This is a genomic window from Ellagibacter isourolithinifaciens (assembly GCF_008831035.1).
In the GTDB taxonomy this organism is placed as follows: domain Bacteria; phylum Actinomycetota; class Coriobacteriia; order Coriobacteriales; family Eggerthellaceae; genus Ellagibacter; species Ellagibacter isourolithinifaciens.
In genome coordinates this window covers 143162-158757 of sequence record NZ_WAJR01000001.1, presented here as the reverse complement: position 1 = coordinate 158757, position 15596 = coordinate 143162, and the positions used below count along the sequence as shown (strand labels likewise).

The 15596-nt window shown below is 60.8% G+C and carries 15 protein-coding genes; 2 read left to right on the top strand and 13 right to left on the bottom strand.

Annotated elements, in window-relative coordinates:
• Positions 1-59: 59 nt before the first annotated feature.
• The 8 genes from F8C90_RS00680 to lepA form a co-directional block, all read right to left on the bottom strand.
• Positions 60-1292 carry a MiaB/RimO family radical SAM methylthiotransferase gene (locus tag F8C90_RS00680; RefSeq protein WP_158048518.1) on the bottom strand — a complete coding sequence of 411 codons (1233 nt, stop codon included), beginning with the start codon at positions 1290-1292 and terminating at the stop codon, positions 60-62.
• On the bottom strand, positions 1289-2083 hold the full coding sequence (locus tag F8C90_RS00675; protein ID WP_158048517.1) for an RsmE family RNA methyltransferase: 795 nt from the start codon (positions 2081-2083) through the stop codon (positions 1289-1291). The genes F8C90_RS00680 and F8C90_RS00675 overlap by 4 nt, the downstream gene beginning before the upstream one ends.
• A 30-nt stretch (positions 2084-2113) precedes the next feature.
• The gene (gene dnaJ, locus F8C90_RS00670) at positions 2114-3256 is read right to left on the bottom strand and encodes a molecular chaperone DnaJ (RefSeq protein ID WP_158048516.1); all 1143 of its coding nucleotides are present in this window, start codon (positions 3254-3256) and stop codon (positions 2114-2116) included.
• Positions 3257-3310: 54 nt separating this feature from the next.
• Positions 3311-4321: a heat-inducible transcriptional repressor HrcA gene (gene hrcA, locus F8C90_RS00665; protein WP_158048515.1), complete on the bottom strand. Its 1011-nt coding sequence runs from the start codon at positions 4319-4321 to the stop codon at positions 3311-3313.
• 135 nt (positions 4322-4456) lie between these two features.
• A complete protein-coding gene (gene hemW / locus F8C90_RS00660) occupies positions 4457-5566 on the bottom strand; it encodes a radical SAM family heme chaperone HemW (RefSeq protein ID WP_158048514.1) in 1110 nt (369 codons plus the stop codon).
• Entirely contained in the window at positions 5566-6585 is a 1020-nt protein-coding gene (dusB, locus tag F8C90_RS00655; RefSeq protein ID WP_158048615.1) for a tRNA dihydrouridine synthase DusB, read from the bottom strand. Before dusB ends, hemW begins: the two co-directional genes overlap by 1 nt.
• Before the next feature lie 29 nt (positions 6586-6614).
• The gene (locus tag F8C90_RS00650; RefSeq protein ID WP_158048513.1) at positions 6615-6818 is read right to left on the bottom strand and encodes a hypothetical protein; all 204 of its coding nucleotides are present in this window, start codon (positions 6816-6818) and stop codon (positions 6615-6617) included.
• Between the two features lie 2 nt (positions 6819-6820).
• Positions 6821-8623: a translation elongation factor 4 gene (gene lepA / locus F8C90_RS00645; protein ID WP_158048614.1), complete on the bottom strand. Its 1803-nt coding sequence runs from the start codon at positions 8621-8623 to the stop codon at positions 6821-6823.
• Between lepA and F8C90_RS10845 the strand changes: the two genes are divergently transcribed.
• Positions 8622-8864 (top strand): hypothetical protein, encoded by a 243-nt coding sequence (locus F8C90_RS10845; RefSeq protein ID WP_170264476.1) that lies wholly within the window; start codon positions 8622-8624, stop codon positions 8862-8864. The two genes, lepA and F8C90_RS10845, sit on opposite strands and share 2 nt — an antisense overlap.
• Before the next feature lie 132 nt (positions 8865-8996).
• A complete protein-coding gene (gene rpsT / locus F8C90_RS00640) occupies positions 8997-9497 on the top strand; it encodes a 30S ribosomal protein S20 (protein ID WP_158048512.1) in 501 nt (166 codons plus the stop codon).
• Between the two features lie 124 nt (positions 9498-9621).
• Here the strand turns inward: rpsT and holA are convergent, their stop codons facing one another.
• From holA to F8C90_RS00615, 5 genes are all read right to left on the bottom strand, one after another.
• Positions 9622-10632 carry a DNA polymerase III subunit delta gene (gene holA / locus F8C90_RS00635; protein WP_158048511.1) on the bottom strand — a complete coding sequence of 337 codons (1011 nt, stop codon included), beginning with the start codon at positions 10630-10632 and terminating at the stop codon, positions 9622-9624.
• Positions 10633-10641: 9 nt separating this feature from the next.
• Complete coding sequence (locus tag F8C90_RS00630) at positions 10642-12780, bottom strand: DNA internalization-related competence protein ComEC/Rec2 (RefSeq protein WP_211360969.1); 2139 nt, start codon at positions 12778-12780, stop codon at positions 10642-10644.
• Between the two features lie 268 nt (positions 12781-13048).
• The gene (locus F8C90_RS00625; protein WP_158048509.1) at positions 13049-13708 is read right to left on the bottom strand and encodes a ComEA family DNA-binding protein; all 660 of its coding nucleotides are present in this window, start codon (positions 13706-13708) and stop codon (positions 13049-13051) included.
• A gap of 382 nt (positions 13709-14090) precedes the next feature.
• On the bottom strand, positions 14091-15335 hold the full coding sequence (thiI, locus tag F8C90_RS00620; protein ID WP_158048508.1) for a tRNA uracil 4-sulfurtransferase ThiI: 1245 nt from the start codon (positions 15333-15335) through the stop codon (positions 14091-14093).
• Positions 15335-15595, bottom strand: a complete 261-nt coding sequence (locus F8C90_RS00615; RefSeq protein ID WP_158048507.1) for a DNA-directed RNA polymerase subunit omega — start codon at positions 15593-15595, stop codon at positions 15335-15337. Before F8C90_RS00615 ends, thiI begins: the two co-directional genes overlap by 1 nt.
• Position 15596 lies beyond the last annotated feature (1 nt).

Here is a 15596-nt window from a genome sequence, read left to right as displayed (position 1 = left end):
TTTGATTGGAGGTGCCATTCCTTCAGCGAAAGCTCGTCTTACACAACGGGAAACCCCAGTTAGAGCGTGATCTCAATCATCTCGCCCGCCTTTGCATTCTTTGGCGCAGGGACCTCGAAGTAGCTCTCCGTGAGGGCAATTCCCTCCTCCTCGACGACAGCGAGCTCGCGTGTGTCCTTGCGGGCCTCGCGCTCATTGTCGCGCAGCAGGTCTCCCAAATCGCGAAGCCGCTGGGCGCGGTCGGCCTTTACGCCGGGAGGTACCTGGTCGATGCGCGCCGCCGCGGGCGTCCCCTCGCGCTTCGAGTACGGGAACACGTGGATCTTGGAGAACCGGCAGGTACGGGCGACACGGAGCGTGTCCTCGAACTCCCCTTCCGTCTCGCCGGGGAAACCGCAGATGATGTCGGTCGACAGCGACAGCTCGGGAACGCGCTCGTACAGGTTGGCGACGATTGCCTCGAAATGCTCGGCATTGTAGGGGCGGTGCATCTCGCGCAGTACCTTCGAGTTGCCCGATTGCAGGGGGAGGTGAAGATGCCGGCAGACGCGCCCGCCGGCCGTTGCGAGCACCTCGATCAGATCGTCGTGCACGTCGCGCGGCTCGACGCTCGAAAGGCGGAAGCGCACGGGGTATTCCCCATCTTTATGCAGGTCAGCCGTCTCTTCGAGGAGCATTCGCAAAAGATCGGCGAGCCCTGTCGCCTCCCCCGTCTCCTCGTCACGCCAACGGTAGGAGCCGAGGTTTATCCCGGTAAGGACGATTTCTTTCACGCCGGCACTCGCAAGCGCGCGACATTGGCGCACGACCTCGCAGGGATCCACGCTGGTCGCCTTCCCGCGCGCGACGTGCACGACGCAGTAGGTACAAGCATTGTTGCAGCCGTCCTGGACCTTTACGCCCACGCGGGTGCGGTAGCCTTCCCCAACGGGAAGCGCGGGCCCGTGCGCCGCAGCGTCAAGTCCCCAGGCGCCAGCATCGATCGAGGATGCAAGCTCGGCTTTCCCCATGACGCGCACGCGAGGGTCCATTGCGAGGAAGGTGTCCTTGTCGATGGCGGCGGCGCACCCGGTGACGATGACGGTCGCACGGTCGTTCGCGCGCAACGCTCCTCGCACGGCCTTGCGCGTCTTCTTTTCGGCCTCGCCTGTAACCGTGCAGGTGTTCACCACGATAAGGTCGGCGTCGGCCGCGTCGCAGCTTATCGCACCGTGGGCATCGAGGGAAGACGCGAAGGCGTCCGACTCGACGCGGTTGACCTTGCAGCCAAGGTTGACGACGGCGTACTTCATCGAGTGCCTCCAAGTTTTCCCAGCTCATACAAGGTGAGAGCAGGTGCTACGACGCCCGCCGTCTCCGTACGGAGAATCGATGACCCCAAGCTGACAAGCGATGAGCGGGGGTTCGCGTCCAGAAAGAAGCTTACCTCGCGCTCGGTAAGCCCGCCCTCGGGTCCGACAACGACGGCGATGCGCGCATCGCCGCGGGGGCAGGAGCACTCTGCAATTCCCCGCCCGATCGCTTGCGCAAGCGAAGCAGTCTGAGGAGCCTCCTCCCAGCAGATGAGCACGGCGGTTGCCTCTGCGAGCTCGGACGCCGCCTCCTTCGCGCTTCGGGGCTCGAGCACCTCGGGGATGCGCGGCTGGCCCGACTGCATCGCGGCGCTCTTCGCGATAGAACACCATCGATCAAGTCGCGTTCTCGTTTTCTTCGCGTCAAGCTTCACGATGGAGCGCTCGCAGGTCAGGGGCATGAATGCCGCCACGCCGAGCTCGGTCGCATGTCGAATGACCGAATCCATCTTTTCGCCCTTGGCAAGCCCCTGCACGAGCATCACAAGCGGGCCGTCGTCGGTCGCGTCCTCGTGGCGCGTGATGCGCACGAGGGGGAAATCATCGTCGAAGGATGCAATCTCGCATTCGAAGTAATCCTGAGCCGCATCGATGACCGCGATGTGCTCGCCCGGGGCCAAGCGCAAAACCTTAGCGTGCTTGGCGTCATCGCGCGCGAGCCGCAAGGGGAAAACCTCCTGCGGCTCGTCGGCGATAATCTGATTCTCAAGGAAGAAACGTGGCAGTGACATGGGTTTTTGCAACCTTACCCTTCAGGTGCGCTAGTTGAAGGCGTCGCGCAGCTTTTGCAACGGGCTTCGGGGAGCCGCCACCTCTTCGCCCATCTCGTCCGCGAGCTTCTCGAGCAGCTCGCGTTGCTTCTTTGTGATCTTCTCGGGGATGACGACGTTCACGTGGACGTACATACTGCCGCGGATATCGCTCTTCAGGCGCGGCATGCCGAAGCCCTTTACGCGAACGACCTGCTCGTTTTGGCAACCCGCGGGGATACGGACCTGCACCTTCTCGTCGGGCATGATGCCGTCGATCTCGATTTCGGCACCGAGGATCGCCTGGATGAAGGATATGTTCGCGCGCCCGTGCAAATCGTCGCCGTCGCGTTCGAAGAATTCGTGCGGTTGCACGCGGCATGTGACGATGAGGTCGCCCGCCTGTGCGCCCTGGATGCCCGCTTCGCCGAAGCCGCCCACGCGCAGCTGCTGGCCGTCGCGGATGCCCGCAGGCACCTTCACCGTGACGCGCTGGCGGTCGGGCACACGGCCCTGGCCTTCGCATTCGGGGCAGGGGTTCTCGATCGACGAGCCGGTGCCGTTGCACTTCTTGCAGGTCGTGGCCGTCTGCATGTCACCCAAAAACGTACGCTGAACACTGACGACGCGGCCCTTGCCGCCGCATTCGGGGCAGGTGACAACCTTGCCGTTCTCGCCGAGGCCCGTCCCCTTGCAATCGGGGCAGGGTGCGAGGCGGTCGTAGACGATTTCCTTCTCGACGCCGCGTGCGACCTCTTCAAGCGTGATACGTAGGCCGACCCCCATGTCGCGGCCTTCCTTGCGCGCGGGTCGCCCGCCCTGGCCGCCTTGGCCGCCGAAGAACGACGAGAAGATGTCGCCCATTCCGCCGAAGCCGCCGCCGAACAGGTCGTCGAAGTCAACATAGCCGGACCCTCCGCCATATCCGCCGCCCGCAGCGCCGGGGATGGTCCCGAAGCGGTCGTATTGCGCTCGCTTGTTGGGGTCGGAGAGAACGTCGTATGCCTCGTTGAGCTCCTTGAACTGGTCCTCAGCGTCGGCAGCTTTGTTCACGTCGGGGTGCAGCTCGCGCGCGCGGCGACGAAACGCTTTCTTGATCTCGGATTCGGACGCGTCCTTCGACACGCCGAGAATCTCATACAGGTCCTTGGCCATCTCTTGCCTTTCTCAACTACTTTCGTCAGCGGCTCGCCAAAGCCGCACAGTTCACTACGATTCGCCAAGCGCCGCGCTTGCCGCACGCACGGCTTGGATAACCTTCGAATAATCCATTCGCGTCGGCCCGATGACGGCGACGACGCCTTCCGCCTCTCCGCGTCCATAGCGGCTCGCCACAACGGAGACCCCCGAGAGGCCCTCGGTCTTGTTTTCCTTCCCGATCTGCACAGAGAGGTCCTCGTCGGTGCTCGTCAAATCGTCGAGGATATGCAGAAGCACCGTGTCGTCCTCGAGCACCTGCACAAGCGGCAGCACCGCGTCGGTGTGCGAGAACTCGGGCTGCGCAAGAAGCGCGCTCATGCCGAGCTGGTGGGTGCGCCCCGTCTGCCCTTCCTGGATGCAGGAGAGCACCTCGTCGAGCACTGCGCGCACGAGCGGATCGGAGAAGGCGCGCTTCATGCCAAACGACAGGCCGCGTTCCACGTCGGAGAGCGATTTCCCGCAAAGTGCCTTGCTGAGCAGGACCTGGATGCGCGAAAGCTCGTCGCTGCCGACGGGGATGCTGAAGTCCATTTGACGGTTGAAGACATTGCCGTCTTCGGTCACGACAACGCAGATAGCGCGAAACGCCGTAAGGCTCACGAGCGTGATCTGCTTGACGCGCGTCTCAAGTACCGTCGGCGCGAGGACAATCGAGAGGCAATCGGTAAGCCTTGCAAGGGCGCTTGAGGTCTGCTCGAGGAGCGAATCGAGTTCCGAGGCGCTTTTGCGCAGGTCCTCGGCGACCGCTCGGTAGCGCTCCTCGTCAGGAAGCGAATCATTTGCGAGCAAATCGTCCACGAAGGTGCGGTACCCGAAATCGGTCGGGATGCGACCTGCAGAGGTATGGGGTTGCGCGATGTAGCCCTCGTCTTCGAGAATCGAAAGCTCGTTTCGGACAGTGGCGGGGCTCACGCCGAGCTTGTAGCGCTCAGTGAGCGTTCGAGACCCGACGGGCAAAGCGCGCGCCACGTATTCCTCGATGAGCGCCGCGAGAACGCGCTGCCTTCTATCTGAGAGCATGACTTCACCCCTTTCATCTCGATGTCTGCCATGCCAAAGAGCCATTCTAGCAGCCGATGCCTTCGAGTGCTAAAGAATTTGGTAAGGTGCGCCATATCTTGATAGATGCATCACAGGAGTTGCGCCCGCAAAGGCTTAGGCGAGGTCGAAAAGCGCGCCGTAGAGCTCGTTTCCGAGAAGCCATCCCCTCTCGGTCGGGCGCAAGCGATCCTCGCTCCAGGCTGCGAGGCCTTCCTCGACAAGCTTGTCGATCGTCTCGTCGAGGCGCGGGAGCACGAGCCTGGCCTCGGCAATCTTCTCGCCGGAGACGCCGCGCGTCATGCGCATGCCGAGCATGAGGTCCTCGGCGACCATCTGCTCGGCGTTCAAATCGTCAGTCACTGAACCGTCTGTCATGCGCATCCGCCGCTCGCTGTTCTGCGTCATTGTTGCCGCCGAAGTGCCGATTCCCAAGTAGGGTACGCCCGTCCAGTAGGCGATATTGTGACGGCACTCGTAGCCTGGCTTCGCGTAGCTTGCGACTTCGTAACGTTCGAAGCCGGCGGCCGCAAGAAGCGACTGCGCGATTTGCATCTGCTCGGCTTCGACATCGTCATCGGGCTCGGGCAGCTCGCCTGAGAGCACCATGCGGTCGAACGGAGTGTGCGGTTCGATGGTGAGCGGGTAGACGCTTACATGCGAGACGCCAAGCTCGATAGCGCGAGAGACGCTTCGCTCGAACGATTCCGCGCTCTGCCCGGGGATTCCGCACATAAGATCGCAGCTCACGTTGATGAATCGCTCGTGAGCCGCTTCTATCGCCCGGCATGCAGCCTGCGCATCGTGCGCGCGCCCGATGGTTTCAAGCACCTTGTCGTCAAAGCTCTGAACGCCAATGGAGAGCCTGTTCACCCCAAGCGCCCAGATGTCGCGGACCATATTCGGAGTGAGGCTTTCGGGGTTCGCCTCCATCGAGCATTCCACGTCGGGCTCGAGTCGCATCGACGTCGAGAGCGCGTAGAGCAGCATGGACAGCCGCGACATCCCGATATGACTCGGGGTACCCCCGCCCAGATACACCGTTTCGATTGCTGAGAGCTCGCCTTCCTTCGACTTGCGGCGGATCGCAAGGCAGAGGTCTTCCACGTACGCGTCGATGCGCGGGTCGTCCGTGGCAACGGCGGATGTGGTGAAATCGCAGTACGAGCAGCGCTTCACGCAGAAAGGCACGTGCAGATAGAGTGCGCGATAGGGATCGTGCGGCATCAGTTGGCCTCCTTGTTTACGAAGGCGCTCGACGCTGGGTTGTGCGCGCTATCGTGTGCTGCTGCAAAGGCGAGCAGATCGTCGAACACCTTGTCGAAATCTTCCGGCGTGACACAGGCATTGATCTTCCCGCGCGCGGTCGCTGCCCTGGGAAGGCCTGTCATGTACCACATCGCGTGCTTGCGCATCCGCACGATGTTGCGCCCTTCCCGCTCGGCGAGCAAGTGCGCATGGCGGCGCGCCATGGCAAGACGCTCGGCAACACTGGGCAAAGCGGGCTCCTCTTCGCCTGCAAGTGCGGCTTTCACCTGGGCGAACACCCAAGGGTTGCCCTCAGCGCCGCGTCCGATCATGATCGCGTCGCAGCCTGTCTTCTCACGCAAGGCGACCGCATCGGCACCGCAGCGCACGTCCCCGTTCCCCACGACGGGGATGGCAACACTGCGCTTGACCTTCGCGATGACGTCCCAGTCAGCACTCCCGCGGTAGAGCTGCTCGGAGAAGCGCCCGTGCACGGTGACGGCGCACGCGCCCGCGGCTTCCATCCGACGGGCGAACTCGGGGGCCGTCTCCTCCCCTATCTTGAACCCGCGGCGAAATTTCACCGTGACGGGATGATTCACGGCGTCGCGCACCGCGGACACGATAGACGCGGCGAGCGCAGGGTCGCACATGAGCGCCGAGCCGTCTCCTTTCGTCACGATCTTGCGCGCAGGGCAGCCCATGTTGATGTCGAGGTACGCGAGCGTGTCGCCCATCGTATGCTCGATCCATGCGGCCTGCTCAGCCATGACGGCAGGCTCGTGCCCGAACAGCTGCACAGCGACGAGGTCCTCTCCAGGAGCCAGGCGCAGCAAATGGCGCGTCTTCTCGTTCGCGAAGGAAAGGCCCTTCGCGGAGACCATCTCGGTATAGGCGAGCGAGGCCCCCTGCTCGCGGCAAAGCGCGCGGAACGCTTCGTCGGTCACGCCCGCCATCGGCGCGAGGAGCAGCGGATGCTCGGCGAAGAAATCATGCATCATGTGGGTCTTTCGAAACGTCGTTGCTATTAAACTCTCGCAAGCGTGCCGAGCGCGAGGGCGCCCATGACAAAGAGCGCCACGATGAGAATCAAGGCGACGACTCCCGCGATGAGGCATCCGGCTACGGGGAAAGCACCTTTTGCATTCATACGCTCGCGTTCGGCGGCCGCTTTCTTCTCGTCGAAGGGGTCGTCTAACCAGTTGTAGGATTCTTTATCTCTTCTCGACATAGTTAATCGTCGACCTTAAGGATCGCCATGAACGCCTCTTGCGGGACCTCCACGTTACCGATGGCCTTCATACGCTTCTTGCCCTGCTTCTGCTTCTCGAGCAGCTTTCGCTTGCGCGAGATGTCGCCACCGTAGCATTTCGCAAGGACGTCCTTGCGCTTCGCCTTCACCGTCTCGCGAGCGAGCACGCGTCCGCCGATGGCGGCCTGGATAGGCACCTCGAACATCTGGCGCGGGATGATTTCCTTCAGCTTTTCGGTGAGCACGCGCCCGCGGTCGTAGGCCTTGTCCTTGTGGACGATGAACGACAGCGCGTCGATTGGCTTGCCGGAGAGCAGGATGTCGAGCTTCACGAGTTGCGAGGGCTTGTAGCCTGCGAAGTCGTAGTCGAGCGACGCGTAGCCCTTCGTGTTCGATTTCAGCTTGTCGAAGTAGTCCATGATGAGCTCGGAGAGGGGAATCTCCCAAAGCATCTCGACCGTGTTCTGCGAGAGATAGTTCATCGTGACGAACGTGCCGCGGCGGGCGACGGTGAGGTCCATGACGGCTCCGACGTAATCGGGCGGGATGAGGATCTTCGCCTTAAGGTAAGGTTCCTCAATGTGTTCGATCTCACCGGGGTCGGGCATTTCCTGAGGGGAATGCAGGCTCATCATCTCGCCGCCCTGCTTGAAGACGTGGTATTCCACCGAGGGAGCGGTCGCAAGCAAATCGAGGTTGAACTCGCGCTCGAGGCGTTCCTTCACGACCTCCATGTGCAAAAGCCCCAAAAAGCCGACGCGGAAGCCGAAGCCGAGTGCGTGGGACTTTTCAGGCTCCCACAACAGCGCGGGATCGTTGAGCGAGAGCTTCTCGAGGGCTTCCTTCAAGGGCTCGTACTGGTCCGACTCGATGGGGAACAAGCCCGTGTAGACCATGGGCTTGGCCTCACGATAGCCCGGCAGCGGGTTGTCGACGCCGCCTTCCGCGAGCGTGATCGTGTCGCCGACCTTCACGTGGACAAGGTCTTTCAGCCCCGTGACCAGGTAGCCGACCTCGCCGACGCCAAGCTCGGGCAGCGGCTCCTCAACGGGATGGCGCGCGCCTACTTCCTCGGCCAGGATGTCCTTGCCCGACGCCATGAGGCGCAGGCGCTGGCCTTTCCTCATGGAGCCGTCGACGATGCGGACGAGCGCAACGACGCCGCGGTAAGGGTCGAAGTAGCTATCGAAGATGAGCGCGCGCAGCGGGGCGTTCGCGTCACCGGTTGGCGCGGGGATGTTGTAGACCACAGCCTCGAGCAGGTCGTGCACGCCGACGCCTGTCTTTCCCGAGGCGAGCACCGCGTCGTCCGCGGGGATCGCAAGCGCGTCCTCGATTTCGGCGCGAACGCGCTCGGGGTCGGCCGAGGGCAGATCGATCTTGTTGATAAGCGGGATAATCTCGAGGTTCGCGTTCATCGCCATCATGGCGTTCGCGACTGTCTGCGCCTCGACGCCTTGGGTCGCGTCAACCACGAGCACCGCGCCCTCGCATGCAGCCAAAGAGCGGCTCACCTCGTAGGTGAAGTCGACGTGGCCCGGGGTGTCGATAAGGTTGAACTGGTATTCCTCGCCGTCGTCGGCCTGATAGCTCACGCGCACGGCCTGGCTTTTGATCGTGATACCGCGCTCGCGCTCGATGTCCATCGTGTCGAGGAGCTGGGCTTGCATATCGCGCTCGGCGATGGTGCCCGTCATCTCGAGAATGCGGTCGGAAAGCGTCGATTTCCCATGGTCGATATGGGCGATAATGGAGAAGTTCCTGATATGCGAGGGGTCGGTCATGACGATCGATAGGTCCTTATCTCTTGCAGTATTTGTGTTCAATGTATACGTTTGCACCTTAAAAGGGCGCAATTCACTAAAAACTACGTGCAATTGGCGCAAGCGTTTGCTATTCTATCGCATTGCGTATCCAGCAAGCGTTCGCATGGTGATATTCATCGGCGAATCCGCAGACATGGCTGCAACAGGGAAAGCGCTTGTGCTGGATGGCCGATTGGCCTGCGAGACAGAGAAATCCTGACTGTTTCCTATGCGAGACGCGCATCTATGCGGTTTCTTCGTCTCGCGTGTCAATCTTGCCTTCCAACACTCTTTCCTGCAACGTGTCGTGCTGCATGCGCGGACTATCAGTTGTTTTAGGAAAGGAACGAACATGGCAAACATCAAGAGCCAGAAGAAGCGCAACATCACCAACGAGAAGGCGCATCAGCGCAACAAGGCTTGCAAGTCCGAGCTGAAGACCGCAGTGCGTCGCGTGCGCGAGGCTGTCGCTGCCGGCAACGGTGCCGAGGCTTACGCCGCCGCTCTCGCCGCGAGCCGCCTGCTCGACAAGGCTGCTTCCAAGGGCATCATCCACAAGAACCAGGCTGCCAACCGCAAGTCCGGTGTCATGCAGCTCGCCAACACCATCGTGACCGACGCCGATCGCGCTGCTTATGTGAAGCCGGAGCCGAAGAAGCAGGAAGCCACGGGCAACAAGAAGGCTGCCAAGAAGGCCGAGCGCAAGGCCGCCCTCGCTGCCGCTTCCGCCGAGAAGGCAAAGCGTCGCGAGAAGCAGCTCAAGGAAGAGGCTGCTGCTAAGGCTCGCAAGGCCAAGGAAGCCGAAGAGGCCGCCAAGGCCGAGGCTGCCGAAGCTGAGGAAGCTGCTGAATAAGCAAATCGCCTAACGCGACTTTCGAAGGATCCTGAGTTCATCGCAAGAACTCAGGATCCTTTTTCTTTGGGACGCCAATGCGAGATAGGGATCGAGTGGTTTGCCTTGATCGTGGATGGAGGGGCTATCTTCCCGTGCAGACGGAGGTGATCCAGTCCATGAATGCCGCTTCGGGATCAGCGCCGCTTTTCATGGCGCGCTCGGCATCGCGTGCGGTGATGATCGCGCGGCGAAGCTCCTCTCTCGAGAAGCGCCGTGCGAGGGTGCTATGCCCTTTCACCTGCCATGCCTGTTTCGGGCGGGCTTTGGGGTTCGCAATTTTCGCATACTCGGTCAGCGCTGATGCAAGCGCATTGGGGTTGCCCCGCTCTGCCAGGACCTTCGCGCACATGATCTCGCGCAACCGGGTAGTACACATCGCAATGAGCGCATGAGGCGAGGTCGACTCCATCTTCGCGCGATAGATGAGGCACTTCTTAAGGTCGCGCGCGGCAAAGGCATCGACGAATTCCCAAGGAGTTGCCTCGGTCGTGCGGCTTACAAGCGAGCGGACCTCGTGCTCGGAAACAGGGTCGTTCCCCCGATGCGCGAGCGCAATCTTAGCGATCTCGCTGTCGAGATGCACCGTGTTCTCGCCCACGAGCTCGACGAGGGCATTTGCAGCCCCTTCGGTGAACGTCGTCCCGTGCGAGACGGCCATCGACCGGACGGTGTGGGGCAGCTCCTTCTTCTTCAGTGGGATGCATTCGATGACAGCGCTCTTCCCCACTGCGGCGACAGCTTTGTACAGGCGCGTGTTCTTTGCAAGCTTCTCCGCCTCAAGCGCAAGCACCGTCTGATCGCTCGGGGAATCGAGGTAGGCGACGAGCTCCTCCGAATCGGCCTTCTTCAGTTTGTCGGCATCGCGTACGTAGACCAGTCGCTTCTCGCTTGCGAAGGGCATGGTGTTGCAAGCCGATACGATATCAGCCCCCAGCGCCGTCTCGCCGTCGAAGGTGTCGGAATTGAAAGAGAGATCTCCGTATTGCGCGAGGCGCTCGCGGAGCCTCCTCAGCACGGTCGAGCGCTTGAGCGCGTCCTCCCCCACGATCAGGTAGGCGGGAATGAGTGGTTTTTGCTTAGCTGTTTGTGTCATGCAGCCATTCTATCCCAGGGCTGTAATGCGGATGCCATCGTTTGAGAATTCGCATGAAACGTCTCCCATCTCGTCAGCGCGAAAGACGTGCGACCCAACTTTGTCCAGAAGCGAAAGCGTCTGCGCAGCAGGGTGGCCGTATCGATTGCCCTCACCAACGCTGATCAGCGAAATCTCAGGGCGAATCACCTCAACGACGCTCTCGGTGAGTGCTGCCTTCGAGCCGTGATGACCGACTTTGTAGATATCGATATCCCCTAATTCCCCCTCATCAATTATCTCTTTCAGTTGATCGGATTCAGCGTCGCCGCAGAACAATGCCGTCCACGTGCCCCCACTCGTCGCAAGAGAGGCTAAAAGGCAAAGACTATCGGCATTGCCGCCCTCGTCGGAAAACCCGTGTGGCCAGATCACTTTCAGAGAGAAGTCCCCGCAGGCAATTGCATCCCCAACAGCAAGAGGTTCGACGTTTGCAAATCCCACGACCGACGACGCGCTCTCGATGAGGTTTTCGCACGACTCGCAGTCGCAGGTGAGGGCATCGCGCGCCACGAGCACGCTATCGATCGCCACGACACCGTCAAGTGCCTGCAGCGATCCGCAGTGGTCGTCATCGGCGTGAGTGATAAGCACCGCATCGAGGTGGAATATGCCTTGCCTGGCAAGCGCCTCCTTGAGGAGCGTGTCGTGGTTTCCCGTATCGATGAGAATTGCCGACCCTTTACTCCTCACGAGGAACGCGTCTCCCTGCGCGACGTCGAGCATGACGATCTCGCTTGGCCTGAAAAGAGGAACAACGACAACGAGAGCAATAGCGCACGCGCAGGCCGCTGACACCATCGCGAAGATCGTTGCGCCTGTGAGCTGGGGCCATAAGAGCCAGAGCAGAAGCGGCCCAGCAATCGAGAGCGCAAGACCCCACGGCACGGAAAGCGATACCGGCACGCAAGCAAAGGGAATCTCCGCGAAGATCGTTATCGCTTGGGCAAGCAAGAAAGCGGCTCCGTTCGCGAAGGGTAGCGCGAGCGGCGCAACGACGGGAGCTGCTAAGGAGACAACGGACCCCACAAGGCTTACCGAGAGCGCAAGCGTGAAGAGCGGTGCAACGACAAGGTTCGCAACAGGGGATACGAGCGGCAACTGCGAGAAGAGCGCCGCGGAAAACGGTGTCGTAGCCACCATGGCCGCCAACGTGAGCGCTAGAGGCTCAGCTATCCGCCGCACGATGGGAATGTTCGACAGCCATGATGAGATGAGCGGCATGAGCGCGATGATCCCCAGCGTCGACATCGCTGAGAGGAAAAACGATATCGATACGCTCGATTGCGGGGAGATAGTAATGATCACGACAATGCACGCGCCAAGCGCTGAGAGTGTTGTCCGACGTCGGCGTGCGAGGAACGACATCATGCCGACGATAGCCATCGCCGCAGCTCGAAGTGCGGATATGGGCATCCCCGTCAGTACCAGATAAATTGAAATCACAGCAAGCTGTATCGCAAGGGAGAGCCTCCTTGGCGTTCGAACGACCTGAAGAACGGACGCAATCATCCCGCACGTGATGGAAAGATGGGCCCCGGAAACTGCGACGAGATGAGCCACGCCAACCGTCTTACATGCTGCGTACAAATCACTATCTCGCAGCTGCTCCCGATATCCGCAGACGAGCGCCTGGCAGAGCGCATCCGTATCTCCTTGACCGTCGAACAGCGCAATCGCTGATTTCCGAACGTTTGCGAGAACGCCCCCGAGAGAGCGCGAATTGTCCAGTCGTTCGATCGCTCCAGGCGATGACACAGCATTGGTGCCTTGAAGATAGAACCGCTTGGCAGATGCTTCCCTCGGCTGAGAAAGCGCGCACGTCGCGCTGAACGAGTCACCGTAGAATATGTCGCTTTCCCCTTTTGGCAAGGTAACGCTCACCGCGTGCTCCTCGCCGTTCGATTCCGAATGAGCCACCACGTGCACCGTGGCGCCGAAATCACCCTGCCTCGCGTCTTCTTCGGCGGTGAAACACCATTCCTGAACGGGTGAGGCTATGACTTGGTCGGCCTTCGCTATATACGAAAGTGTAGCGGAGAAGCCGAGTACGCACCCGATTGCGAGCCCCAGAGTGAGGACTGCAAGCGTCGGCGGGGCGCCCCGCATGAGGGCGACAATCGCAAGGGCGAAGAGAACGCATGCGACGAAAATGAGGGGAACCAAGAACTCCCGCGCGCATCGAAATCCCAGGGTATAGCTTCCCGCACAGGCGCCCCACAATGCGAGTGCAAGGATTGTAAGCGGTGGCATCGACGGACGCTTTACCGAGCCTTGGGCGCATGGGTCGTCAAGAGTGTCGCTTGAATGCTGGCCGAGAACGCTCGCCCTCATCCTGAGGCGGCGAGCTGCATCTTTTACGTGTCCGCCTCTCTCGTTACCCAACGGTAATACACTCCTCGAGCTGGGAAAACTTCTTATCGCCAATTCCCGAGACACGCTTTAGGTCCTCGATAGTTTTGAAGGGGCCGTTTGCCTCGCGGTCAGCGACGATTTTCGCGGCAGTCGATGCCCCAATTCCAGGCAGCGTGTCAAGCGTTGCCGCATCGGCGGTGTTGATGTTGACCTTCCCAGCCGCCGTGCCAGCTGAAGCAGCGGTTGCGGGCGCGGCGTCCGAGCCATCATCGGTTTGAGTGCTGGGAACGATGATCTGCTCACCGTCGGTCAAGACGCGCGCAAGGTTCACCGCGTCATGCCTCGCGTCTTCAGCGAAGCCTCCAGCCGCTTGGATAGCGTCGTACACCCGCGAACCTTCGGAAAGCTCGAGCAGCCCCGGGGCGGCAACCGCACCTTCAACGTGCACGAATATCGTATTTTCGGCAATGGGCGTATCGGAGGCTGTATCTTCGATAGGCTCCGAAGTGCTCGTCTGCGCCTTTGAGATTGAAAACTCTGTTCCAGGCAGCAGGGCATGGGCAAGCTGCAAGCCTGCGATGCAGAGTATCGCCACCGCGAGCGAGACGATTCCGATAACGACCGCAGGTTTCGGCTTGCGCTTGCTCGGCACAGAAAACGGTATTTTATCGCGACGCTTCATCGCTCCCCTTTCGATTAAGTAAGGGAGTATAGCGATGAAGCCTGGCGATGAGCTGACCCAATGCTTCCCGAATCGCGTCGCCTTATCCGCGCATTTTCCGCAGGAATGCACCGGTAAAGGCGCAAATACTCTGCCGTTTCTCGCCCAGAATACACAAAACCCTGCCAGATTCCTTGCAGAAACCTGGCAGGGTCTAGTCTCGAAAGACATACAGCAAAACGAACGGCGGAAACACAGTTCCAAGTATCTATATCATACAAGCCAAAGAGAGGACCTGATGAAACAGGTCCTCTCAGACACCTTCCTCGAGAAGGCACCGCAAATACCTTTGTAGCGCATCACAGCGAGAGCGCACTCAGACTTAAGCAACTGCGCAGACTAGTTAGTCCCCGTCGTTCTCCGTCATAAGGTCGTGCAACGATTTTTTGCGCGGCTTGTAGGCGGGGCAGGCATAGTCGTGCGGCTCGGCAGCACAGGCGAGCTCCTCTACCCACTGATCGATGGGGAAAGCGGCCTCGGCTTCGCGCACGGCCGTCAGGTTCGCGTGCGTCTCAGGGTTTCTCGGCATGAAGAGCGTGCAACAATCCGGCGCGTCCTGCGACGAGATGGGGAACGTCCCCAACTGCTGCGATTGCGCGATGATTTCAAGCTTGTCGGAGCCGATGAGCGGGCGGAACACCGGAAGTGAGACAGCGTCGTTCGTCGCCCTGATGTTGTCGAGCGTCTGCGAGGCAACCTGCCCAAGGCTCTCCCCCGTGACGATGGCCTTCGCATGCTCGTAGAAAGCGATGCGTTCAGCGACGCGGAACATAAGACGGCGATACAGGATAACGCGCAGCTCAGGCGGCGCCGAAAGGGCAATCTCGCGCTGATAGTCGCCGAAGGGAACAACATAGACGCGCGCGATGCAGCCCGTCTTTTCGAGCACATGCGCGATGTCGTCGACCAAGAACTCGGAGGCATCGGAGGTCTGCGGCCTGCCCGAGAAATGCACGCCGATGCAAACGGCGCCACGGCGCGCGATGCGCCAGAGCGCCACCGGCGAGTCGATTCCCGAGGAAAGCAAGCTCATCACCGTGCCCGAGCTTCCGACGGGAAGGCCCCCGATGCCGGGGATGCTGCGCGCGTAGACATAGGCCGCGTTTTGCACAACTTCGATCCCCACCGTAAGGTCAGGGTCCTTCATCTGGACTTTTACCTGGGGATAAGCCTCACTCAAACGCCCGCCGACAATCTGGTTGATCTCCATCGAGTTCACGGGGAAATCGGTGTGGTTGCGGCGCGCGTGCACCTTGAAGCTCGCAAATGCCCCCGACTCGCCCATCGCGAGGATGCCCGCCTCGGTCATCTGATCGAGGTCGCGCTCGCACTTGAACCCGCACGAGACACGCGCGGTGCCGGGAATCGAGCGGATGGCATCGGCGCATTCAACCATGGTGTCGTGCGTGGTTCCCTCCTTCAGGAACACGCAAAGACGCCCCGAGATGCGGTGAATCGTCACAACGGGGTACGCGCAAAGATGCGCCTCCAGATTCTTCAGAAGGCGCATCTCGAATTTTGAGCGATTGTGGCCCTTAAGGCCGATCTCGTGGTAGTGAACCAGACAGATTCGTTGATACTCAGCCATTAATGGTTCTTGATGTCGATGCTGTCAGGATCATAGGAAACATCGCCAGCAGCGATTTCGTTGAAGGCGATCGTGAGCGGCTTCTTGTCCGCAGCGCGTGCAATCTCGACGGCGGTCTGCAGCTGGATTGCGCGATTGCGCTGACCGCGCATCATGTCGTTGATGTCGTGCGCGCGCTTGGACGCGAGGGCACACAGAAGGAAACGGTCTTGATCGGTTTCTTCCAGTAAATCGTTGATTCTCGGTTCGATGATGCTCATC